Annotated in this window: 24 protein-coding genes; 14 read left to right on the top strand and 10 right to left on the bottom strand. The window is 62.9% G+C overall.

Going from position 1 to position 21,735, the window contains the following annotated elements; translation table 11 throughout:
- Positions 1-20 precede the first annotated feature (20 nt).
- Both FJ949_RS05175 and FJ949_RS05180 read right to left on the bottom strand, forming a co-directional pair.
- A complete protein-coding gene (locus FJ949_RS05175) occupies positions 21-794 on the bottom strand; it encodes an HpcH/HpaI aldolase/citrate lyase family protein (RefSeq protein WP_140493818.1) in 774 nt (257 codons plus the stop codon).
- A gap of 163 nt (positions 795-957) precedes the next feature.
- The gene (locus FJ949_RS05180; protein ID WP_140493820.1) at positions 958-1,278 is read right to left on the bottom strand and encodes a DUF1476 domain-containing protein; all 321 of its coding nucleotides are present in this window, start codon (positions 1,276-1,278) and stop codon (positions 958-960) included.
- A 275-nt stretch (positions 1,279-1,553) separates the two neighbouring features.
- On the opposite strand from FJ949_RS05180, the gene purC reads away from it, so the two are divergent.
- The 5 genes from purC (at position 1,554) to FJ949_RS05205 (ending at position 4,496) form a co-directional block, all read left to right on the top strand.
- A complete protein-coding gene (purC, locus tag FJ949_RS05185; protein WP_127282327.1) occupies positions 1,554-2,348 on the top strand; it encodes a phosphoribosylaminoimidazolesuccinocarboxamide synthase in 795 nt (264 codons plus the stop codon).
- Between the two features lie 69 nt (positions 2,349-2,417).
- A complete protein-coding gene (purS, locus tag FJ949_RS05190) occupies positions 2,418-2,657 on the top strand; it encodes a phosphoribosylformylglycinamidine synthase subunit PurS (protein ID WP_140493822.1) in 240 nt (79 codons plus the stop codon).
- A gap of 60 nt (positions 2,658-2,717) precedes the next feature.
- Complete coding sequence (gene purQ / locus FJ949_RS05195) at positions 2,718-3,386, top strand: phosphoribosylformylglycinamidine synthase subunit PurQ (protein WP_140493824.1); 669 nt, start codon at positions 2,718-2,720, stop codon at positions 3,384-3,386.
- 41 nt (positions 3,387-3,427) lie between these two features.
- Entirely contained in the window at positions 3,428-3,838 is a 411-nt protein-coding gene (locus tag FJ949_RS05200; RefSeq protein WP_140493826.1) for a hypothetical protein, read from the top strand.
- Between the two features lies 1 nt (position 3,839).
- Positions 3,840-4,496 carry a Pr6Pr family membrane protein gene (locus FJ949_RS05205; protein ID WP_140493828.1) on the top strand — a complete coding sequence of 219 codons (657 nt, stop codon included), beginning with the start codon at positions 3,840-3,842 and terminating at the stop codon, positions 4,494-4,496.
- A gap of 18 nt (positions 4,497-4,514) precedes the next feature.
- Here the strand turns inward: FJ949_RS05205 and FJ949_RS05210 are convergent, their stop codons facing one another.
- Positions 4,515-4,760, bottom strand: coding sequence for a DUF1127 domain-containing protein (locus FJ949_RS05210; protein WP_140493830.1), 246 nt, complete (start codon positions 4,758-4,760; stop codon positions 4,515-4,517).
- Positions 4,761-4,854: 94 nt separating this feature from the next.
- Between FJ949_RS05210 and FJ949_RS05215 the strand changes: the two genes are divergently transcribed.
- The 6 genes from FJ949_RS05215 (at position 4,855) to FJ949_RS05240 (ending at position 11,550) form a co-directional block, all read left to right on the top strand.
- Positions 4,855-6,261, top strand: a complete 1,407-nt coding sequence (locus FJ949_RS05215; RefSeq protein WP_140493832.1) for a PLP-dependent aminotransferase family protein — start codon at positions 4,855-4,857, stop codon at positions 6,259-6,261.
- A 221-nt stretch (positions 6,262-6,482) separates the two neighbouring features.
- Positions 6,483-8,714 carry a phosphoribosylformylglycinamidine synthase subunit PurL gene (gene purL, locus FJ949_RS05220; RefSeq protein WP_140493835.1) on the top strand — a complete coding sequence of 744 codons (2,232 nt, stop codon included), beginning with the start codon at positions 6,483-6,485 and terminating at the stop codon, positions 8,712-8,714.
- A 47-nt stretch (positions 8,715-8,761) separates the two neighbouring features.
- The gene (locus tag FJ949_RS05225) at positions 8,762-9,295 is read left to right on the top strand and encodes a hypothetical protein (RefSeq protein WP_140493837.1); all 534 of its coding nucleotides are present in this window, start codon (positions 8,762-8,764) and stop codon (positions 9,293-9,295) included.
- A gap of 122 nt (positions 9,296-9,417) precedes the next feature.
- The gene (locus tag FJ949_RS05230; RefSeq protein WP_140493839.1) at positions 9,418-9,651 is read left to right on the top strand and encodes a BolA family transcriptional regulator; all 234 of its coding nucleotides are present in this window, start codon (positions 9,418-9,420) and stop codon (positions 9,649-9,651) included.
- 153 nt (positions 9,652-9,804) lie between these two features.
- Entirely contained in the window at positions 9,805-10,140 is a 336-nt protein-coding gene (gene grxD, locus FJ949_RS05235) for a Grx4 family monothiol glutaredoxin (protein ID WP_013532137.1), read from the top strand.
- Positions 10,141-10,281: 141 nt separating this feature from the next.
- Complete coding sequence (locus tag FJ949_RS05240) at positions 10,282-11,550, top strand: multidrug effflux MFS transporter (protein ID WP_140493841.1); 1,269 nt, start codon at positions 10,282-10,284, stop codon at positions 11,548-11,550.
- A 47-nt stretch (positions 11,551-11,597) separates the two neighbouring features.
- On the opposite strand, the gene FJ949_RS05245 is transcribed toward FJ949_RS05240, so the two are convergent.
- The 3 genes from FJ949_RS05245 to rpsD form a co-directional block, all read right to left on the bottom strand.
- Complete coding sequence (locus FJ949_RS05245) at positions 11,598-12,425, bottom strand: inositol monophosphatase family protein (RefSeq protein ID WP_140493843.1); 828 nt, start codon at positions 12,423-12,425, stop codon at positions 11,598-11,600.
- Positions 12,415-13,308, bottom strand: coding sequence for a tRNA 2-thiocytidine(32) synthetase TtcA (ttcA, locus tag FJ949_RS05250; protein ID WP_140493845.1), 894 nt, complete (start codon positions 13,306-13,308; stop codon positions 12,415-12,417). Before ttcA ends, FJ949_RS05245 begins: the two co-directional genes overlap by 11 nt.
- 129 nt (positions 13,309-13,437) lie before the next feature.
- Positions 13,438-14,055, bottom strand: a complete 618-nt coding sequence (rpsD, locus tag FJ949_RS05255) for a 30S ribosomal protein S4 (protein WP_140493847.1) — start codon at positions 14,053-14,055, stop codon at positions 13,438-13,440.
- A gap of 412 nt (positions 14,056-14,467) precedes the next feature.
- Here rpsD and FJ949_RS05260 point away from each other — a divergent pair, with 412 nt between their 5' ends.
- On the top strand, positions 14,468-14,674 hold the full coding sequence (locus tag FJ949_RS05260; protein ID WP_140493849.1) for a hypothetical protein: 207 nt from the start codon (positions 14,468-14,470) through the stop codon (positions 14,672-14,674).
- Between the two features lie 150 nt (positions 14,675-14,824).
- Here FJ949_RS05260 and FJ949_RS05265 read toward each other — a convergent pair whose 3' ends face one another.
- Genes FJ949_RS05265 through FJ949_RS05275 form a run of 3 tightly spaced genes read right to left on the bottom strand, consistent with a single transcriptional unit; the run spans position 14,825 to position 16,774 of the window.
- Positions 14,825-15,010 carry a DUF3008 family protein gene (locus FJ949_RS05265; RefSeq protein WP_140493851.1) on the bottom strand — a complete coding sequence of 62 codons (186 nt, stop codon included), beginning with the start codon at positions 15,008-15,010 and terminating at the stop codon, positions 14,825-14,827.
- 59 nt (positions 15,011-15,069) lie between these two features.
- Positions 15,070-15,858, bottom strand: coding sequence for a glutamate racemase (gene murI, locus FJ949_RS05270; RefSeq protein ID WP_140493853.1), 789 nt, complete (start codon positions 15,856-15,858; stop codon positions 15,070-15,072).
- Positions 15,851-16,774 (bottom strand): RNA methyltransferase, encoded by a 924-nt coding sequence (locus FJ949_RS05275; protein WP_140493855.1) that lies wholly within the window; start codon positions 16,772-16,774, stop codon positions 15,851-15,853. The genes murI and FJ949_RS05275 overlap by 8 nt, the downstream gene beginning before the upstream one ends.
- Before the next feature lie 213 nt (positions 16,775-16,987).
- On the opposite strand from FJ949_RS05275, the gene FJ949_RS05280 reads away from it, so the two are divergent.
- Positions 16,988-18,199, top strand: a complete 1,212-nt coding sequence (locus FJ949_RS05280) for an NADP-dependent isocitrate dehydrogenase (protein WP_140493857.1) — start codon at positions 16,988-16,990, stop codon at positions 18,197-18,199.
- 86 nt (positions 18,200-18,285) lie between these two features.
- On the top strand, positions 18,286-18,912 hold the full coding sequence (locus FJ949_RS05285) for a glutathione S-transferase N-terminal domain-containing protein (protein ID WP_140493859.1): 627 nt from the start codon (positions 18,286-18,288) through the stop codon (positions 18,910-18,912).
- A gap of 150 nt (positions 18,913-19,062) precedes the next feature.
- Here the strand turns inward: FJ949_RS05285 and alaS are convergent, their stop codons facing one another.
- A complete protein-coding gene (gene alaS / locus FJ949_RS05290; RefSeq protein ID WP_140493861.1) occupies positions 19,063-21,729 on the bottom strand; it encodes an alanine--tRNA ligase in 2,667 nt (888 codons plus the stop codon).
- Between the last annotated feature and the right edge of the window lie 6 nt (positions 21,730-21,735).

Consider the following 21,735-nt stretch of genomic DNA (forward strand, 5'->3'; position numbering starts at 1 on the left):
CCCCGACCGGATCGCGGCTCTCAGCCGCCGATCGAATCCTTGATGCCTTTCAACAGCGTCTTCGCCCCTAGTGAAATCAGCGCGTGCTCGGACCCTGTGGCCAGCAGGCGGTAGCCCATCGCCACGACGCGGCCGGCGATGGCCGGTTCGATGACGTAGATCGCCGCATGTTTGCCGGCCTTGCGGGTACGCTCGGCGATCGAACCCACCGTTTCCATCATGCTTTCGAGCGTCGAATTGACGGTCGTGCCGTTCGACCAGGCAATCGAGAAGTCCGATGGCCCCAGGAAAATGCCGTCGATACCGGGTGTATCGAGGATGCCGTCCAGCGCATCGAGCGCCGCCCGCGTCTCGACCATGGCGAAGGCCATGGTGCGCTGGTTGCTGTCGCGCAGCCATTCGGCATGATCACCCTTGCCATGGCGTGGGAAGGCATAGGTGGGGCCCCAGGAGCGCTCGCCCACCGGCGGGTATTTCATCGCCGCAGCGAACAGTTTTGCATCCGCCACCGAGTTGACCATCGGCGCAATCACCGCCTCGGCGCCGAAATCGAGCGCCCGGCTGGCCATGTCGAAACGGCCGACGGGAATACGCACCAATGCCGGCTTGCCGGTGGCAAGCACGGGCGCCAGGCCGCGCAACACGCTGTCTTCATGATGGCCGCCATGCTGCATGTCGAGCGTGACCGCATCGAAGCCCTGCCTGGCAAGGATTTCGACGGTCAGCGCGTCCGGCACGCCTGACCATGCGGTGACCAGCGTTTCATCGGCCGCAAGGCGGGATTTCAGGGACATCGGCTCTTTCCTCGCTAAGGATCGCAGTTTCAGCCGGAAACGACGGGAAACGCAAAGAAAAACCGCCCGGCTGGGCCGGGCGGTCGATTGGTCCAGTCATTCTTTTGCCGCAGGTTCCGTCGCAAAATTGTGGGACATTTTTGCGGAACCTGCTTCGGCCGGATCAGGTGTTCTTGATCTGCTCGATGGCCTGCGCCATCAATTCGTCCATGGTGCGGCGGATCTGATGGTCCGACTGGCTGACGCCGGCAGCGTCGAAATCCTTGCGGATCTTGCGGAAGACGTCGTGATCGCCGGCTTCCTCGATATCGGAAACAACCACTTCCTTGGCGTAGGCATCGGCCTCGGCGCCGGATTTCCCGAGCTTTTCCGCGGCCCACAGGCCGAGAGCCTTGTTGCGGCGCGCCGACGCCTTGAACCGAAGCTCCTCGTCGAACACGAATTTGCGCTCAAAACCCTCTTCGCGATCCTTCATGTTGCTCATGGCGTCCCTCCGATGGAAATCGATTCGCTGGCATTGATGAATATGTGATGGCGAAGCACAAACCAAAAGGCTGGCGGCCGGTCAATACGCTTCGTGGCTTGCTGCGCTGCGGCATTTCGGTCCCGAAAGCAGTTGATTGAAAGGATTTGCCGATTGAGCAAACAAGGCGATTACGATAGACACCGGCATTGAACGCCACCGTCGCCACACTAATTTAGGCAGACGGACAGGAACTGGTCGCTTGCCGCCTGCCCGCAAATCCAGAGAAAAATCAAATGAAAAATCGCCGCCGCATTTATGAAGGCAAGGCCAAGATACTTTATGAAGGCCCTGAGCCCGGGACGCTGATCCAGTTCTTCAAGGATGACGCAACCGCGTTCAACAAGAAAAAACACGAAGTCGTCGATGGCAAGGGCGTGCTTAACAATCGCATTTCCGAGCACATCTTCAATCATCTCAACCGGATGGGCATTCCGACCCACTTCATCCGCCGGCTCAACATGCGCGAGCAGCTGATCAAGGAGGTCGAGATCATCCCGCTCGAAGTGGTGGTGCGCAATGTCGCCGCCGGTTCGCTGTCCAAGCGCCTTGGCATCGAGGAGGGCACGGTCCTGCCCCGCTCGATCATCGAATTCTATTACAAGGCCGATGCGCTCGACGACCCGATGGTCTCTGAAGAGCACATCACTGCCTTCGGCTGGGCGAGCCCGCAGGAAATCGACGACGTCATGGCGCTGGCCATTCGCGTCAACGACTTCCTGTCCGGCCTGTTCATGGGCGTCGGCATCCAGCTCGTCGATTTCAAGATCGAATGCGGACGCCTGTTCGAGGGCGACATGATGCGCATCGTCGTAGCCGACGAGATCTCGCCCGATTCCTGCCGGCTGTGGGACGTGGCGACGCAGGACAAGCTCGACAAGGACCGTTTCCGCCGCGACATGGGCGGCCTCGTGGAGGCCTACCAGGAAGTCGCCCGCCGTCTCGGTATCATGAACGAGAACGAGCCGCCGCGTCCAACCGGACCGGTGCTCGTCGCGTCGAGCGAGCCGCCGAAGGGCATGAAGCACTAATTGCCAGCAACGGGCTTGCCGGAAACGGCAGGTCCGGCGCAGACCGATACCGATCATTCAGGAGCATCGATGAAAGCCCGTATCACCGTAACCCTCAAAAACGGCGTGCTGGACCCGCAAGGCAAGGCGATCGAGCATGCGCTGTCGGGGCTAGGTTTTGACGGCATCGGCTCGGTGCGGCAAGGCAAGGTGTTCGACGTCGAGCTCGCCGGGATCGACAAGGCCAAGGCCGAGGCCGATCTCAAGGCCATGTGCGACAGACTGCTGGCGAACACGGTGATTGAGAACTATAGTGTGACGCTTACCTGAGGTTGTGCCGGAGGCACGGATGCCCCAACTTGCCGAAACCCAGAGGCCTTACGAACCAAAATGAAATCAGCCGTCGTCCTCCTGCCTGGCCTTAACCGCGACCGCGATATGATCGCGGCGCTGACCAAGATTTCCGGCAAGGCGCCAGCCACGGTCTGGCAAACCGACACCGAAATCCCGGATGTCGACCTGATCGCCATTCCCGGCGGCTTCTCCTTCGGCGACTATCTGCGCTGCGGCGCGATCGCGGCGCGCATGCCGGTGATGCGGGCGGTTGCTGAAAAGGCGGCCAAAGGCGTCATGGTCATCGGCGTCTGCAACGGTTTCCAGATCCTGGTCGAGGCCGGCCTGCTGCCGGGAGCGCTCATGCGCAACTCCTCGCTCAAATTCGTCTGCCGGCAGGTGAAGCTCGAGATCGCCAACGCCAACACCATGTTCACCCGCCGCTACCAGCCGGGCCAGATCATCCGCTCGCCGGTGGCGCATCACGACGGCAACTACTTCGCCGATGCCGAGACGCTTGCACGCCTGGAAGGCGAAGGCCAGGTGGTGTTCCGCTATGCGGACGGCACCAACCCCAACGGCTCGATCAACGACATCGCCGGCATCATCAGCAGCCAGGGCAATGTGCTGGGCCTGATGCCTCATCCCGAGAACCTGATCGAAGCGGCACATGGCGGCAATGACGGCCGGGCGTTGTTCGAAGGCGCGCTCGGCATCGCCGCCTGATATCTTCCGAAATTCTTTCAGAACCTGGGGGCGGCCTGACGATGAGACTGACGATTGCTCGCTTTGCTCTCCTGGCTGCCGCCGGCGTTGCGCTGGCATCCTGCCAGTCGGGTCCGAAGAGCGCTCCGCCGCCTTCCGGCAAGAGCGCGGCGCTGCTGGCCATGGAACAGGTGGCGATCTCCGCCCACAAATGCTGGATCGCCAGCAAGGACCCGGCCTTCAAATCCTACCAGATGGCCAATGAGCTGAATTCGTTCAGCGGCACGCCGCGCTTCCTGCTGGTGCCGGCCAAGCATTATGGCGGCAAGCCGCTGCTGGTGGTGCAGGCGCAAGGCAATTCGAGCCGTGTAGACGTGTTCGGTCCGCTGATGGCCGAGCCGCTCGGCGCGCGCATCGGCTCCGACATCGCCCGCTGGCAGGCCGGCAATCCGGCCTGCGCCGCCGCCGCGTAAGATGGGCCGGCTGCTGCAGGTCGCGGGTCTGGTCGCAGGGCTGGCCGGTCTTTTCCTGCAGTTCTCGATCACCGTTCCGGCCTCGATGGAAGCCGGCCGCGGCCTGATCGGTTCGGTCGTCTTCTACTTCAGCTTCTTTACCATCCTGACCAACATCGGTGCGGTGCTCGTCCATGCGTCGCTGCTGTCGCCCGCCGGCCATGCCTGGTTTCCGGCCTTTGCCGGAGCGCGGATGCGGGCAGGCGTCGCCGTCGCCATCACCGTGGTCTTCATGGTCTACGCCACCGTGCTGGCACGCCTCTGGCAGCCGCAGGGCCTGTTCCTGCTGTGCGACGTGCTGCTGCACTATGTGACGCCTGCACTGTTCGTGCTGTGGTGGCTGGCCGCCGGTGCCGACGGCAAGACGCGATGGCGAGACGTTTCCTGGTGGATGCTCTATCCGCTCGCTTATCTGGCCTATGCGCTGGCGGGGGCGTCCATAACAGGCGAAGTGCCCTACCCGTTCCTCGATGTCGCCAGGTACGGCATCGCCAGCGTCGCCATCGCCTCGCTGGCCATCACCGCCCTTTTCCTGGCGCTGTGCGTTGGCGCCGTGCTTGCGGACCGCGGCCTGTCGCGGATCAGGGCGCCAGTTGTGCAGCCACGCAAGCAGGATTGAACATTGCATCGCGCCTGTTCATTCCCAGAATGGCCTGATCCCTTCGCGATGGGCGTCGCAGCGGGAAATGCCGATGTCCTTCAACTGGTCGTCGGTCATGTCCAGCAAGGCGAGCCGGCTGCGCCTGCGCTCCAGCAGGCCGTCGATCCAGCGCCCCAGCGATTTGACCATACGCACGATGCGGCTGACAAAGCCGCCGCGGTCCACAGGTCGCGCGGCGAACAATCCTGCGGTTGTCTGGCTGATTGTCTCGATTGTATCCATCTTCGCTCTACCAAAGCTGCAAATTGCACTCTTTTATTCCACACAACGCATGTGAATTGACTCATCGTTCGACGCAATATACAAAATTGTCACCATGACAAATTGGCTTCCCGACCTCACGGCCAGCTCCGGCCCGCTTTATCAGCGCCTTGCTGACAGCATTGAGTCAGATATCGACCGCGGCGTGATCGACGCCGGGGCAAAGCTGCCACCGCAGCGGGATCTCGCCTATGACATCGGCGCAACCGTCGGCACGGTCGGCAGGGCCTATCAATTGCTGCGCGAGCGCGGGCTGGTCAGCGGCGAGGTCGGGCGCGGCACCTATGTCCTCGGCCGGCAGAACGCGAAGCCCGACTTCATAGCGCCGGACGCGCAAGGCACGCGCGACATCGATGCGCCGCGCGGCAAGCTGCGCTTCGACAGCACCGCGGCGCCCGATGTCGGCCAGGGCGCCATCGTCACCGAAGTGCTGTCGCGCACGGCTTCGGATCATGCGCATGAGATTTCGAGCTACACGCGGGATTTTCCCGAGCGCTGGTTCGAGGCCGGCGCCAGTTGGCTGTCGCGCAACTCGTTTCGACCGAGCGCCGATACGATCGTGCCGACGCTCGGTACCCATGCCGCTGTCATGGCGGCGATCGCCGCACTGACCACGCCCGGCGATTACGTCGCCTTCGAGCACCTGACCTATTCGCAGATTTCGCGCAGCGCCGGCCTGATCGGTCGTCGCACGGCGCTGGTGGCATCGGACCATCAGGGTCTCAACGCCGACGATTTCGAGCGCGTCTGCGCGCAAAAGCACCCGAAGATGATCTTTCTGATGCCTACGGTGCAGAATCCGACGCTGGCGATCCTGCCGGCAGCGCGACGTGAGGCAATCGCGCGGATCGCGCGTGAATACAATGTCGTCATTATCGAGGACGATCTTTACGGCGGCCTGACCGAAGATCCGACGCCAATGCTGGCCGACTATGCACCCGAGCGCACCATCGTCGCAGGCGGCCTGTCGAAATCGGTAGCGGCTGGCGTTCGCGGCGGCTGGCTTTCCTGCCCGCCTGCTTATCGCCATCGCATCCGTGTTGCCCACAAGATGATGACCGGCGGCATGCCTTTCCTGCTGGCCGAGGTGAATGCCCGGCTGGTGCTGTCGGGCCAGGCCGCGGACATACGCAAACGCGCCATCGCCGAAATCAACGCCCGCACCGCCATCGTGCGCGAGACTTTGGCCGGCTTCGAATTCAAGTCGCGGGACAATATACCCTTTGTCTGGCTGACCTTGCCCGACCCCTGGCTTTCCGGCACGTTCAAGAACGCCTGCCTCGAGCACGGCGTGCTGATCGACGACGAAGACGAGTTCAAGGCGGGCCGTTCCGAGCAGGTCTTCCACGCCGTGCGCTTCGGCATTTCGCAGCCCAGGCAGCGCAAGGACATCGCGGACGGCGTTGCGGCGATCCGGAGGCTCCTCGACGAAGGCCGCGCCGGCTACGACAGTTTTTCCTGATCCGCATCGCCTTGGAGCGCCGGCGGTTCAGGACGACGGCATGCCTCCAGGCAAGACCGAGGCGCATCGGTTGAGTCCGGTCCGGTGGGACGCGCGTTCAAGGCGCCGCGGCTTTCTCCGGATTCAGCCACTTTTCGTCGGTCCATGGGTGTATCGGCCGCAAAGCTTGCGATAAGAGGAGACTCAAAATCCCAAGCTCCCACGGATAAAAACCGCCGCCCATGACCATTTCCAATTCCGTGCCGATCACGCCCGAGCTCATTGCCGCGCACGGGCTGAAGCCAGACGAATACCAGCGCATCCTCGACCTCGTCGGGCGTGAGCCGAGCTTCACCGAACTTGGCATCTTCTCGGCGATGTGGAACGAGCATTGCTCGTATAAATCCTCAAAGAAATGGCTGCGCACGCTGCCGACGACCAGCCCGCGGGTCATCCAGGGACCGGGCGAGAATGCCGGCGTGGTCGATATCGGCGACGGCGACTGCGTCGTCTTCAAGATGGAGAGCCACAACCACCCCTCCTTTATCGAGCCCTACCAAGGGGCGGCGACAGGCGTCGGCGGCATATTGCGCGACGTCTTCACCATGGGCGCGCGGCCGATCGCGGCGATGAACGCCTTGCGCTTCGGTGCTCCCGATCATCCCAAGACCAGGCACCTGGTGGCGGGAGTGGTTTCCGGCGTCGGCGGCTACGGCAATTCCTTCGGCGTGCCGACGGTCGGCGGCGAGGTCAATTTCGACGCCCGCTACAACGGCAATATCCTGGTCAACGCTTTTGCCGCGGGTCTTGCCAAGACGGACGCGATTTTCCTGTCGGAGGCCAAGGGCGTCGGCCTGCCGGTCGTCTATCTCGGCGCCAAGACCGGTCGCGACGGGGTCGGCGGCGCCACCATGGCCTCGGCCGAATTCGACGACAAGATCGACGAGAAGCGCCCGACCGTGCAGGTCGGCGATCCCTTCACCGAAAAGTGCCTGCTTGAAGCATGTCTCGAACTGATGGCGTCCGGTGCGGTCATCGCTATCCAGGACATGGGTGCTGCCGGCCTTACCTGCTCGGCGGTCGAGATGGGCGCCAAGGGGGATCTCGGCATCGAGCTCGAGCTCGACAAGGTTCCGGTGCGCGAGGAGCGCATGAGCGCCTACGAGATGATGCTGTCGGAAAGCCAGGAGCGCATGCTGATGGTGCTGCGCCCCGAAAAGGAAAAGGAGGCCGAGGCGATCTTCCACAAATGGGGGCTCGACTTCGCCATAGTCGGCAAGACGACCGACGATCTGCGCTTTCGCGTCCTGCATCAGGGTGATCAGGTTGCGGACCTGCCGATCAAGGATCTCGGCGACAAGGCACCGGAATATGACCGTCCGTGGGTCGAGCCGAAGAAGCCGGCGCCGCTTGCGGCCAATGACATTCCGCAGGCCGATGTCGCCGAAGCACTGCTGAAGCTGCTCGGCGGCCCTGACCTGTCGTCGCGCCGCTGGGTGTGGGAACAGTACGACACGCTGATCCAGGGCAATTCGCTGCAGCTTCCCGGTGGCGATGCCGGCGTGGTGCGGGTCGAAGGCCATCCGACCAAAGCGCTGGCTTTCTCGTCGGACGTGACGCCGCGCTATTGCGAGGCCGATCCCTATGAGGGCGGCAAGCAGGCGGTGGCCGAATGCTGGCGCAACCTGACCGCCACCGGCGCGCTGCCGCTGGCCGCCACCGACAATCTCAATTTCGGCAATCCGGAACGGCCGGAGATCATGGGTCAGTTGGTCGGCGCGGTGAAGGGCATTGGCGATGCCTGCCGCGCGCTCGGCTTCCCGATCGTTTCGGGCAATGTCTCGCTCTACAACGAAACCAATGGCCAGGGCATCCTGCCGACGCCGACCATCGGCGGCGTCGGGCTGATCGCCGACTGGTCGAAGATGGTGCGGGCCGGCTTCGCTGCGCAAGGCCAGATGATCCTGCTGGTCGGCGCGCCGGCCTCATGGGGCACGCATCTCGGCCAATCGGTCTACTTGCGCGACATCCACGGCCGCAGCGACGGCCCGCCGCCGCCGGTCGACCTCGACCATGAAAAGCGTGTCGGCGACCATGTGCGCGCCCTCATCGCGTCCGGCATCGTCACCGCGGCTCACGACGTTTCCGACGGCGGCATTGCGGTCGCGCTGGCCGAGATGGCGATGGCATCAGGCATCGGCGCGACGGTCCCCGGACTGGCCGGCACCGATCCTATTCCGGTCTGGTTCGGCGAGGACCAGGGCCGCTATCTCCTCACGCTGTCAATCGATCCAGACAGTGAGGACTGGGACGCGATCCGCAAACAGCAAGGCGAACTCGGTATTTTCGCGCCCTGGATCGGCTCGACCGGCGGCAACACGCTGAAACTCGGCGAGGCACGGGCGATCCCGCTCGGCGAATTGACCGCCGCGCACGAAGGCTGGTTCCCGCGCTTCATGGATCAGGCCATTTGAGCAGAGCGTGATCCCGAAAAGTGGGAAACGATTTTTTCGGAAAAATCATGCTCAACCACAGGAAACTGGCCGTCCGGGCACTGCTTGCAGTCGTCTTCTGGCCATCGCTGTTCTTCTTCTGGTTTCTCGGCCCGTTCGTCTTTTTCCTGCTGTCGACGACATCGAGCGAGGTCTGCGCCCGGTTGGATACACGCGCGGAGTTCCTCGCCGCGGCCAACGACACGCTTCCGATACTTGGCCTGCAAAACCTTTTCTATGCAGTTCCGCTTGTCTGCCTGATGCTTTGGAGCCGGCTTCTGCCGGACCGGGCACGGACAAGGCACATCTTCACCTGCATAAAACTTTTCGCCGTCGCGGCCGCATTGGGGGCACTGTGGGAGTATGGCTCCTCGCTGGCCTGCGATGGCTACGGCCAGCCGTTCTTCTCGCCCGTCTGGCGGATGACCGCCTACCTGCCGATTGCCAACCTGGCGATCAACCTTCCCCTCTATGTGCTGACCTTCAGCCTTGGGCGGACCTTCTCGACGCCCGAGGACGACCCCGCGGACGACGCCGGCGGTCAGAGCGAGAACGCGTCGTGAGCCACAATCGCGCTGGGGCTGGACGGAACGGCTTCAATCCCGGCCGGAAAGGCTTTAGGTTCACTCCGACTCTCATCGCACGGGCAGCCATGCCGCAGCCCGCCCGAAAACAGGAACTTGCCATGGCAATGGATGCCCGCGACATCGAAAAACTGATCAAGGAGGGCATCCCGGATGCCAGGGTGACCATCCGTGACCTTGCCGGCGACGGCGATCACTATGCGGCCGAAGTCGTGGCCGAGAGCTTTCGCGGAAAAAGCCGCGTGCAGCAGCACCAGATGGTCTATGACGCGCTGAAGGGCAATATGGGCGGCGTGCTGCACGCGCTGGCGCTGCAGACCAGCGTGCCGGACTAGGGGCTTCCAACGCCAAAGTCGCTTGGCCCAAAACGCCGCATCTTTTGCGCCATTCAGGCCACCACGCGGCTAAAGTCTTGTTTCGGGCAACCTATGGGTTTATCTGATGGAAAAGCTTCGAGCCTGACTCCCACAGGCGGGAAAGGATATTCCATGAGCGGCATCAACGACTACATTGACAACGAGGTGAAGGGCAACGACGTCGTGCTTTTCATGAAGGGCACGCCCGGTTTCCCGCAATGCGGATTTTCCGGCCAGGTTGTCCAGATCCTCGACTATATCGGCGCCGACTACAAAGGCGTGAACGTGCTGGATTCGGCCGAGCTGCGCCAGGGCATCAAGGAATACTCCAACTGGCCGACGATCCCTCAGCTCTACGTCAAGGGCGAATTCGTCGGTGGCTGCGACATCGTGCGCGAAATGTTCCAGGCGGGCGAGTTGCAGACATTCCTTGTCGAGAAGGGCGTGAGCGTCAAAGGCGCCGCCTGATTTCGGTTGGGCATGTCGCCGTCGACATGCCCTGAGCACCGGGGCAGCCCCGCCTCGGCAATTTTGCGTCCGGGACCCGGACCAGGACGAGCCAATGCGCCGGGCCACCGGCGCGTTTTCGTTTGAGAGATCGGACTTGCCGTGGACCAGCAGACGTCAGCACCGCAATCGGCAAGCAAATTGCCCATTCCGCGCTGGGAGTTCATCGCGCTGTGCGCAGCGCTGATGGCGCTCAATTCGTTGGCCATCGACATCATGCTGCCGGCGCTGCAGCAGATCGGCGCCTCGCTTGGCGTCGAGAACGAAAACCACCGGCAATATGTCATCACCGCCTATATTCTGGGTTTTGGCGGCGGACAGCTGTTTTTCGGACCGCTCTCGGACCGATTCGGGCGCCGTGCGCCGCTTGTCGCCGGCCTGATCATTTATGTGGCGGCGGCCGCCGCGGCCGCCATATCGCCAAGCTTTGAAACGCTTCTACTTTGCCGGGCCGTGCAAGGCATCGGTGCGGCCGCGACCCGCGTCATCGCCGTCTCGATCGTGCGCGACACGTTCGATGGCCGGCGCATGGCCGAGGTGATGTCGCTGATCTTCATGGTGTTCATGGCGATCCCGGTGATTGCTCCCGGCATCGGCCAGTTCATCATGCTGTTCGCGACCTGGCATTTGATCTTCGTCACCATGGCCGTCGGCGCGCTTGTCGTCTCGGCCTGGTCGCTGCTGCGCCTGCCCGAGACGCTACATCCGGAATATCGCCGGCCATTGACCGTCAATGCCATTGTCGGCGGGTTCCGCATCGTGCTGACCAACCGCGTCGCGATCTGCTACGCCTTCGCCAGTACGTTCATCTTCGGCGCCATGTTCGGCTTCATCGCCTCGGCGCAGCAGATTTATGTCGACATATTCAATGTCGGCGAATTGTTTCCGGTCATCTTCGCCGGCGTTGCCGGCGTGCTCGCCTTCTCCAACTATCTGAACTCGCGTCTTGTCGGCCGCATCGGCATGCGCCGCCTGTCGCAGAGCGCGCTGCTGTTGTTTCTGGTCATCAGCCTGGCCTGGCTGGTCGTTTCGCTGGAAATGAAGATGCCGCTCTGGCTGTTCGTCACCTTCTTTGCCTGCGCCATGCTCCCTTTCGGTGCGCTCGGCGCGAATTTCAATGCCTTGGCTATGGAGCCGCTTGGTCAGCTGGCCGGCACGGCCTCGTCCATCCTGGGCTTCATGCAGACGTTTCTCGGCGGCATTCTCGGCACGCTGATCGGCCAGGCTTTCAACGGCACGGTGACGCCATTGGCCGCCGGCTTCTGCAGCGTCTCGGTCGCAGCCCTGCTGATGATCTTCATCGCCGAACGCGGCAAGATGTTCCAGCCGCAGAATCAACCCGTCTCGGGGCACATTGCCGATCTGCATTGAATTGTCGCCTTTGCGGCGCTCGGCTGGGTAATCGAATTGGCAGCCGGCTATTGCGCCCAGAGTTCGCTGCGCAACTCGCGCCAGCTTTCCCGGTCGGGTGCGACAAGCAGGCCGCCGCCGACATGCGACGGTAGGTAGGCACTGGCGTCGAAACGCGCGGCGTGGCCGCCGGCCTGGGCATGAATCAGGACACCGGGCAGATGGTCCCACGGCATCAGCTTGTTGTAGACGACGAAATGGGCATGGCCGCTGGCCAGCAGGCGATATTCATGCGCGGCGCAGCGATAGGCGAATTGCGACAGGATTTTCGTCTGGTTGCGCGCCAGCCGCGACCGCTCTGGTTCGGCCATGTACTGCCAGGAGACGGAGCCGGTCATTCCCGAGATCGGCACGGGCGCCGCGACACGCACTTTTTCCAGGTTGCCATGCGCGTGCCTGATATGGCTGCCGGCGCCCCTGGCGCCGATCAGCCAGTCCTTGCCGACCGGATCGTGGATGATGCCTGCGACGGTCTCACCCCGGACCACGACACCCAGCATGACGCCGAACAACGGCACGCCGGAAGCGAAATTGAAAGTGCCGTCCACCGGGTCGATGGTGAAAGCCAGATCGGCATCGCCAAGACCGTCGAGCAGCGCCGGATTGTCGGAACAGGCTTCCTCGCCGACAATCATGGCCGTTGGGTAGCGCTCACGCAGCTTGGCGGTGATCAGCCGCTCGGCACTGACGTCGGCTTCCGTCACCAGGTCGGCGGCCGACGTCTTCTGGCGGACGTCGCCGCCGCCCAACCGGCGAAAGCGCGGCATGATTTCGGCTTCGGCTGCTTCGGCCAGGGTGCTGGCCAGCCAGTCGATCGCGGTATCGTCAAATGTCATCGGAAATGTCTTGCCTGCTGGAGAGCGTTTCATCGAGTGCGGCGAAATCGAACAGTTTCCTGTCGAGCAGATGCGACGGCCTGGTGTTGGACAACGCACGCAGCATCGTGTCCTTGCGCCCGGGCATGCGCTTTTCGATATCGTCGAGCATGGCCTTCATGGCGTTGCGCTGGAGACCTTCCTGGCTGCCGCAGAGATCGCAAGGGATGATCGGGAACCGCATCGCCGCGGCGAGCTTTTCCAGATCGATTTCGGCGCAATAGCTCAGCGGCCGCAGCACCATGACGTCGCCCTCGTCGTTGAGCAGCTTTGGCGGCATGGCGGCGAGACGGCCGCCGTGGAACAGGTTCATGAAGAAGGTTTCGAGAATGTCCTCGCGATGATGGCCGAGCACCAGCGCCGAGCACCCCTCCTCTCGGGCTACGCGATAGAGATGACCACGCCGCAGGCGTGAACAGAGCGAGCAATAGGTGCTGCCCTGCGGCAGCTTGTCGGTGACGACGGAGTAGGTGTCCTGGTATTCGATGCGGTGTGCAATGCCGTGGGCATTGAGGTAATCGGGCAGGATGTGCTTGGGAAAGTTCGGCTGGCCCTGGTCGAGATTGCAGGCCAGCAGCTCCACCGGCAGCAGGCCGCGCCATTTGAGGTCCAGCAGCATGGCAAGCAGGCCGTAGGAATCCTTGCCGCCCGACAGGGCCACCAGCCAGCGCTCGCCTGGCCTGACCATCGAAAAATCCTCGATCGCCTGGCGGGTCAGCCGCAGCAGCCGCTTGCGCAATTTGTTGAACTCGACCGAAGACGGCACATCGGCGAACAGCGGGTGAAAACCGCCTTCGATGTCGGCGGCCTGCTCAAGCGATTGAGCGTCTGGCAGCATGTTCATGGCGTCGGTTCCAAATCCTGGAGCAACGAACGTTCGGAGCTTCGTTGCCGCCCGGATTAGCGGACATGGCCGACAAAGAAAAGGCCGCCTCGATGGGCGGCCCCTTCCGGTCTGGCAAAAAGCCTTCGCTTAACGCGAATAGAATTCGACGACGAGGTTCGGTTCCATCTGGACGGCGAACGGAACGTCCGCCAGGCCCGGGATGCGCGAGAAGGTCGCGGTCATCTTGTTGTGATCGGCTTCGATGTAGTCCGGCACGTCGCGCTCGGCGAGGCCGACCGATTCCAGGACGATCACCAGCTGCTTCGACTTTTCACGCACTTCGACGACGTCGCCCGGCTTGCAGCGGTACGAGCCGATGTTGACGCGCTTGCCGTTGACGTTGACATGGCCGTGGTTGACGAACTGGCGGGCGGCGAAAATGGTCGGAACGAACTTGGCGCGATAGACGACAGCGTCCAGACGCGACTCGAGCAGGCCGATCAGGTTCTCCGAGGTGTCGCCCTTGCGGCGGTCGGCCTCCTCATAGACCTTGCGGAACTGCTTTTCCGAAACGTCGCCATAGTGGCCCTTCAGCTTCTGCTTGGCGCGCAGCTGCAGGCCGAAATCGGAAAGCTTGCCCTTGCGGCGCTGGCCGTGCTGGCCGGGGCCGTATTCACGCTTGTTGACCGGGGACTTCGGGCGGCCCCAGATGTTTTCGCCGAGACGGCGGTCGATCTTGTACTTCGCGGATTCGCGCTTGCTCATCGCATTCCCTTTCAAAACAACATAACCCGGAGCCTCATGGTCCGGGTGAAGGAAACGCGCCCTCCTCTGGCCTCCGTTTTCGAGACCTGACAGGGTTTTTCCACGCAACGCGGCGAAAAACCCACGGGACACGTCAGTTCAAACAAGACCTTGGAAAACAGACTGGCTTCCGTCGAGGTCTTGCGCATGCAAAACAAACCACCGGGCGTTGCGGCCCGGTGTTGGGAGCGCTGTTAAACAGAGATTTAACCGCTGTCAAGGTTCCAACTGGCGCCGCCCGCGCTATTAGAACAATTCCCGGAAAGCGCTAGCGGTTTCTACCCGGGATTGTGTAAAAAACCGGAGCGGGGCGGCGATTCCCTGAAGCTGAACCGCTCCAGGAAGGGACTTGAGCAGAGGAGCCTGAATTCGGATGAAGAAGTTCTTTCTAAGCCTGACTGGTGCGGCGGTGTTGGCCGGATCGATGGCCGTCATTACTCCTGAGCCGGCGATGGCAAGGCATTGGCAAGGCCACCGGCCTCATCAGGTATGCCGGATTGTGGTCAGGAAGCGCGTCGTCTGGCGCCATGGTCACCGCCATGTCATTCGCCAAAAAGTGCGACGTTGCCACTGGCGCTAACAGCCGCCACTGGCGCTAACAGCCGCCACTGGCGCTGATTACGTCGGCCATTGACCAGACAATAACATCAAGGCCTGCGACCCCGTCGCGGGCCTATTTCTTGCCATTGGACGAGCCCTTCACAAAGGGCGTTGCCAAATAGCGCTTCCCTCAGTGCTTCTTTTTCTCCGGCAGATCCTTGCGCTTGGTTTCGGCGAATTCCTCGAGCTGCTTTTCGCTCATGGATTCGTACATCCCTTTGGAAGCGCCTTTGAGCTCGCTCTTCTTGGTCTCGCCGCGCTTGGCCGACAATGCGGCGCCGGCGGCCTTCTGCTGGGCTTTCGAGGTGGCAGGCATGGTTTTTCTCCCTTCATTGCCTGGGAGAAAACGAAACGGCCTCGCCAATGTTCCGGAAATCAGGCGACCGCCAGTCCAAAGCCCTGCATCAAACGGCTGGTGGCAAAATCCGCCTTGCCGGACGTGAAGACCGCGATGTCCGGCTCACCATGCGGCAACGGTCCATTGACCGGCGACAGCAGCGACATCGCCCGCCGGGCGATCGCTTCGGCAGGATCGATCCAGTCGACCGGCCAGGGTGCGGTCTTGCGCATGCGGTTGACCAGAAAAGGATAGTGCGTACAGGCGAGCACGGCGATGTCGGTGCGCATGCCGTCGCGCTCGATGAAACACGGGGAGATCTCGGCGCGCACGGCTTCCTCGTCGACGAACCCTTCGCGCATATAGGCTTCGGCCAGCCCCGCCAGGCGGTCGCTACCGACCAGCCGGACATGGCACTTCTGCGCCCATTTGCTGATCAGGTCGCGCGTGTATTGCCGTTTCACCGTGCCCGGCGTCGCCAGCACGGAGACGAGGCCGGAGCGGGTACGCTCCGCCGCCGGCTTGATCGCAGGCACGGTGCCGACAAAGGGATGGCCGGGAAATCTCTCGCGCAACGCATCGATCACCAGCGTCGAGGCGGTGTTGCAGGCGATGACCGAGATGGCCGGGGCGAACCGGTCGAGCAATTTGCCGAACAGGTCGAGAATATGGACCCGCAGCGCCGGTTCCTCCCAGGCGCCAAAGGGGAAGGCGGCATCGTCGGCGATGTAGACGAAGCGGCGGTCGGGCATCAGCACGCGCGCCTCGCGCAGCACAGTCAGCCCGCCAATGCCGGAATCGAACATCAGGATCGGCTGATCAGTCATTGTCGGTTCCCTTGCCGCCGAGCGGCGGCGCGGCGTTGTCGTCGTCATCGGCCACCTGACGATCCGCATTGGTCTTGCGGCCGGGACCGCCGGCGCGCGCCGCTGCCGGAAGCCGCCTTGGATCATCTCCCGGAGAGCCGTCGCCGCGCGGCATCGCCGGCGAGAACCTGTCCAGCGACGAGATGATGCCGCGCAGCACCTTGAGCTCCGGCTCGGCAAATCCCGCCCGGGTCAATACGGCGCGCAGATTGTCAACCATCTTCGGCTTCTTCGGCGCCGGCCGGAAATAGCCGCGCGCTTCGAGTGCGCCTTCGAGATAGGCGAACAGGCCGTGCAGTTCTTCCTTGCTGGCCGGCTTCATGTCCGGACCCGTAAAGTTGGTCTTGGTCTCGTCCTCGAGGCCGGATTTCATCCACTCGTAGGACATGAGAAGCGCGGCCTGGGCGATGTTGAGCGAGGAAAAATCGGGATCGACCGGAAAAGTGACGATCTCGTCGGCGAGGCCAACCTCGTCATTATAGAGGCCGAAACGCTCGCGGCCGAACAGGATGCCGGTTCGCTGACCCATGCCATGGCGAGCCCGGAGCACCCTGCCCGCCTCGACCGGCCCGCGCACGGGCTTGAAGCCGTCGCGTTGCCTTGCGGTGGTCGCGAAAACGAAATTCAGGTCGGCCATCGCCGTGGCGAGATCGTCGAAAACCTTGACGGCGTCGATGACATGGTCGGCGCGGCTGGCCGCCGCCCGCGCCTTCTCGTTCGGCCAGCCGTCGCGCGGGTTGACGAGGCGAAGTTCGACCAGGCCGAAATTGGCCATGGCGCGCGCAACCATGCCGATATTCTCGCCGAGCTGCGGCTCCACGAGGATGATGGCGGGGCTGGCGACTGAAGCGGTATCGGAATCTTTGGTGACGGGCATGATTGTCAATGAACTGCTGTTTGCGGCATTTCAGCGTCCCCTGCCATATTCGGCCGCGAAAATGAACCATTCGCAAATGGCGGGGCGATCGCTTCGCTTTCGTGACCGATCGTCGTTTGCGCGGCCAAAAACGCTTTGATATAGGGGCGCATCCCCGGCCGAACGCCACGCGGGCAAGGCCGTCCCATTTCCCAGCAACGAGGCATTCTTTCCATGGCGAAGATCAAGGTGGCGAACCCGGTCGTCGAACTCGACGGCGACGAGATGACCCGCATCATCTGGCAGTTCATCAAGGACAAGCTGATCCACCCTTATCTCGACCTCAAGCTTGAATATTACGACCTCGGCATCGAGCATCGCGACGCCACCAACGACCAGGTGACCGTCGATTCGGCCAACGCCATCAAAAAATACGGCGTCGGCGTGAAATGCGCGACCATCACGCCCGACGAGCAGCGCGTCGAGGAATTCAAGCTGAAGAAGATGTGGAAATCGCCGAACGGCACCATTCGCAACATCCTCGGCGGCACCATCTTCCGCGAGCCGATCATCATGAAGAACGTGCCGCGGCTGGTGCCCGGCTGGACCAAGCCGATCATCGTCGGCCGCCACGCCTATGGCGACCAGTACCGCGCCACCGATTTCCGTTTTCCCGGCAAGGGCAAGCTGACGATCAAGTTCGTCGGCGAGGATGGCCAGGTGATCGAGCACGACGTGTTCGACGCGCCCGGCGCCGGCGTCGCCATGGCCATGTACAATCTCGACGAGTCGATCCGCGAATTCGCCCGCGCTTCGCTGAACTACGGCCTGCTGCGCAACTACCCGGTCTATCTCTCGACCAAGAACACCATCCTCAAGGCCTATGACGGCCGCTTCAAGGATATTTTCCAGGAGGTCTACGAGGCTGAGTTCGAGGCCGAGTTCAAGTCCAAGAAGCTGTGGTACGAGCACCGCCTGATTGACGACATGGTGGCCTCCAGCCTGAAATGGTCGGGCGGCTATGTCTGGGCCTGCAAGAACTATGACGGCGACGTACAGTCCGACACGGTGGCGCAGGGGTTCGGCTCGCTTGGCCTGATGACGTCGGTGCTGATGACGCCGGACGGCAAGACGGTGGAAGCGGAAGCCGCGCACGGCACCGTGACGCGCCACTATCGCCAGCACCAGAAGGGCGAGGAAACCTCGACCAATTCGATCGCCTCGATCTTCGCCTGGACCCGAGGGCTGGCCCACCGCGCCAAGCTCGACGACAATGCCGAATTGAAGCGTTTTGCCGAAACGCTGGAAAAGGTCTGCATCCAGACGGTCGAATCCGGCTTCATGACCAAGGACCTGTCGCTGCTGATCGGCCCCGACCAGCCTTGGCTGTCGACCACCGGATTTCTCGACAAGATCGACGAGAATTTGCAGAAGGCGATGGCGTAGGCACCCGCGGGTTCAACACGCCGAAGGCTCCGGAAGGAGCCTTCGCTTTTTTGGGCCAACGAAATCGAAAGCAAAGGACTGGCAACATGGCCAAACCGGTCCTCTACGGCGCGGACTACAGCGTTTACGTGCGCATAGCGCGCATGGCGCTGGAGGAGAAGGGCGTCGACTATGAGCTTGTGCCGGTCGATGTCTTTGCCGCCGAGGGCATCCCCGGCTGGTATTTCGAGCACCACCCGTTCGGCCGCATCCCGGCCTTCGAGCATGACGGTTTTCGCCTGTTCGAGGCCAGCGCGATCACGCGCTATGTCGATGAAGCTTTCGACGGACCGCCCTTGCAGCCGAACGATCCGCGCGGCCGCGCGCGGATGAACCAGATCATCGGCATGCTCGACGCTTATGGCTATCGGGCCATGGTCTGGGACGTCGCCGTGGAGCGGCTGGAGAAGGCGTCGCCTGACGAAGCGCTGATTGTCAGCGGATTACGACAAGCAGGAACGGTCCTTCAGGCGCTCTCATCATTGAGATCCCCGGGGCCGTGGTTGCTCGGCAATCAACTGACGCTCGCCGACCTGCATGCGGCACCGATCATCGGCTATTTCGTCAAGGTGGCGGAAGGGCGCAAACTGCTGGCTCGCTTTGCCGACATACAGGACTGGTGGGATTGTATTGCTAAACAGGCAAGCTTTGCCAGGACTGAAAAGGCCGGCTGATCTGCGACAGCGCAGCGCAGCGATATTCGATTCAGGTCAACGATTTCGCGGACAGCCGATCATTGATGTCGCGCCGCCCATCATGAGGGGCCGCGCGACCTCGAAGGGAAGCAACCGGCCTGGAGCGTTGCCCCCCAATTCTGCAATGAATCACGCCGCCTCCAGCGCCGCCCTCACCGCAGCAATCGCGTCGTCGGCCTTCGAGGCATCGGGGCCACCGGCCTGCGCCATGTCGGGCCGGCCGCCGCCGCCCTGCCCGCCGAGGGCGGCGGAGGCGACACGCACCAGGTCGACGGCGCTGAAACGGCCGACGAGATCATCGGTGACGGCGACCACGACGCTCGCTTTGTTGTCCTCGCCCGCACCGACGAATACGACCACGCCGGAGCCGAGCGAGCTTTTGCCGGCGTCGGCGAGCGGCTTCAGATCCTTCGGCGAGACACCGGAAACCGACTTGCCGAGGAAGCCGACGCCCGCGACGGTCTCGTTGGCGGCCGGCGCGTCAGCGGGCGACCCGCCGCCCAGCGCCAGCTTCTTGCGCGCTTCGGTGAGCTCCTTCTCGAGCTTCTTGCGCTCTTCGAGCAGGGCTTCAACACGCGCCGGCACGTCGGCCGGCGAGATTTTCAGTGTTGCCGCGGCCGCCTTCAGCCGCCGGTCCTGTTCGTCGAGATGCTTGCGCGCGGCCTCGCCCGTCAGCGCCTCGATGCGGCGCACGCCTGCGGCGACGGCGCTGTCGGACACGACGCGCACCAGGCCGATGTCACCGGTTGCCCTGACATGCGTGCCGCCGCAAAGCTCGACCGAATAGGGGCGGTTGGCCTTGGCGCCATGTAGGCCCGTGCCCATAGACACGACGCGCACCTCATCGCCGTATTTCTCGCCGAACAGCGCCATGGCGCCTTCGGCAATGGCATCGTCGACCGACATCAGGCGCGTGATCACCGGGCTGTTCTGCACCACGATCTCGTTGGCCATGCGCTCGACCTCCTCGAGTTCCGAGGGCGAGATGGGCTTGTTGTGCGAGATGTCGAAGCGCAGGCGCTCGGGCGCGACCAGCGAGCCCTTCTGTGCGACATGGGTGCCCAGCACCTCGCGCAGCGCCTCATGGATCAGATGCGTCGCGGAATGGTTCGCGCGCAGCCTGGAGCGCCTCGCATGGTCAACCTTCAGCTCGACGGCGGCACCCGTCCTGGCAGTGCCGCTGACCACCTTGCCGAGATGCACGAACAGCCCGTCGGCCTTCTTCTGCGTATCGGAAATCTCGATCGAGAAGCCTTCGCCTGAAATGGTTCCGGTGTCGCCCATCTGGCCGCCGGATTCGGCATAGAACGGCGTCTGGTTGACGACCACGGCTACCGCTTCGCCCTTGCCGGCGCTGTCGACGGTCTTGCCGTCGCGGACAACCGCCAGGATGATGCCTTCCGCCTGCTCGGTCTCGTAGCCGAGGAATTCGGTGGCACCGGCTTTTTCGCGCACCGGGAACCAGACCGCTTCCGTCGCCGCCTCGCCGGAACCTGCCCAGTGCTTACGCGCCTCGGCCTTCTGCTGCTCCATCGCATTGGTGAAGCCGGCAAGATCGACCGAGATGTTGCGCTGGCGCAGCGCATCCTGCGTCAGGTCGAGCGGGAAGCCATAGGTGTCGTAAAGCTTGAAGGCCGTCTCGCCGTCCAGCATGTCGCCGGCGCCGAGCTTTTCCGTCGCCTCCGACAGCAAACCGAGGCCACGCACCAGTGTCTTGCGGAACCTGGTCTCCTCAAGCTTCAGCGTCTCGGTGATCAGCTGTTCGCCGCGCACCAGTTCCGGATAGGCCTGACCCATCTCGCGAACCAGCGCCGGCACCAGCTGCCACACCAGCGGCTCGTTCGCACCGAGCAATTGCGCATGCCGCATGGCGCGGCGCATGATGCGGCGCAGCACATAGCCGCGGCCTTCGTTCGATGGCAGCACGCCGTCTGCGACCAGGAACGAGGACGAGCGCAGGTGATCGGCTATGACGCGATAGGATGCGACGGTCTCGGCGTCGGGACCGCGGCCGAGCGCGGACGACGCCGCATCGATCAGATGGCGGAACAGGTCGGTCTCAAACACGCTTTCCACGCCTTGCAGGATGGAGGCCATGCGCTCCAGCCCCATGCCGGTGTCGATCGACGGGCGCGGCAGGTCAATGCGCTCGTCCTTCGTCACTTGCTCGTACTGCATGAACACCAGGTTCCAGAATTCCAGGAACCGGTCGCCATCCTCCTCCGGGGTGCCGGGCGGACCGCCCCAGATGTGCTCGCCGCGATCGATGAAAATTTCCGAGCATGGCCCGCACGGCCCGGTGTCGCCCATCGCCCAGAAATTGTCGGAGGTTGGGATGCGGATGATGCGATCATCGGAAAAGCCGGCGATCTTCTTCCAGAAGCCGGCCGCCTCGTCGTCGGTGTGGTAGACGGTGACGAGCAGCTTGTCCTTCTTAAGCCCGAACTCCCTGGTAATGAGGTTCCAGGCCAACTCGATGGCGCGCTCCTTGAAATAGTCGCCGAAGGAGAAATTGCCGAGCATCTCGAAGAAGGTCAGGTGGCGCGCGGTGTAGCCGACATTGTCGAGGTCGTTGTGCTTGCCGCCGGCGCGAACGCTTTTCTGGGCGGTCGTGGCACGCGAATAGGGCCGCTTCTCCAGGCCGGTGAAGACGTTCTTGAACTGCACCATGCCGGCATTGGTGAACATCAGCGTCGGATCGTTGCGCGGTACAAGCGGGCTCGACGCCACGACCTCGTGACCCTCCTTGCGGAAATAGTCGAGAAATGTCGACCGGATCTCGTTCACGCCACTCATGAATGC

The organism is Mesorhizobium sp. B2-4-1 (assembly GCF_006442185.1).
Classification (GTDB): domain Bacteria; phylum Pseudomonadota; class Alphaproteobacteria; order Rhizobiales; family Rhizobiaceae; genus Mesorhizobium.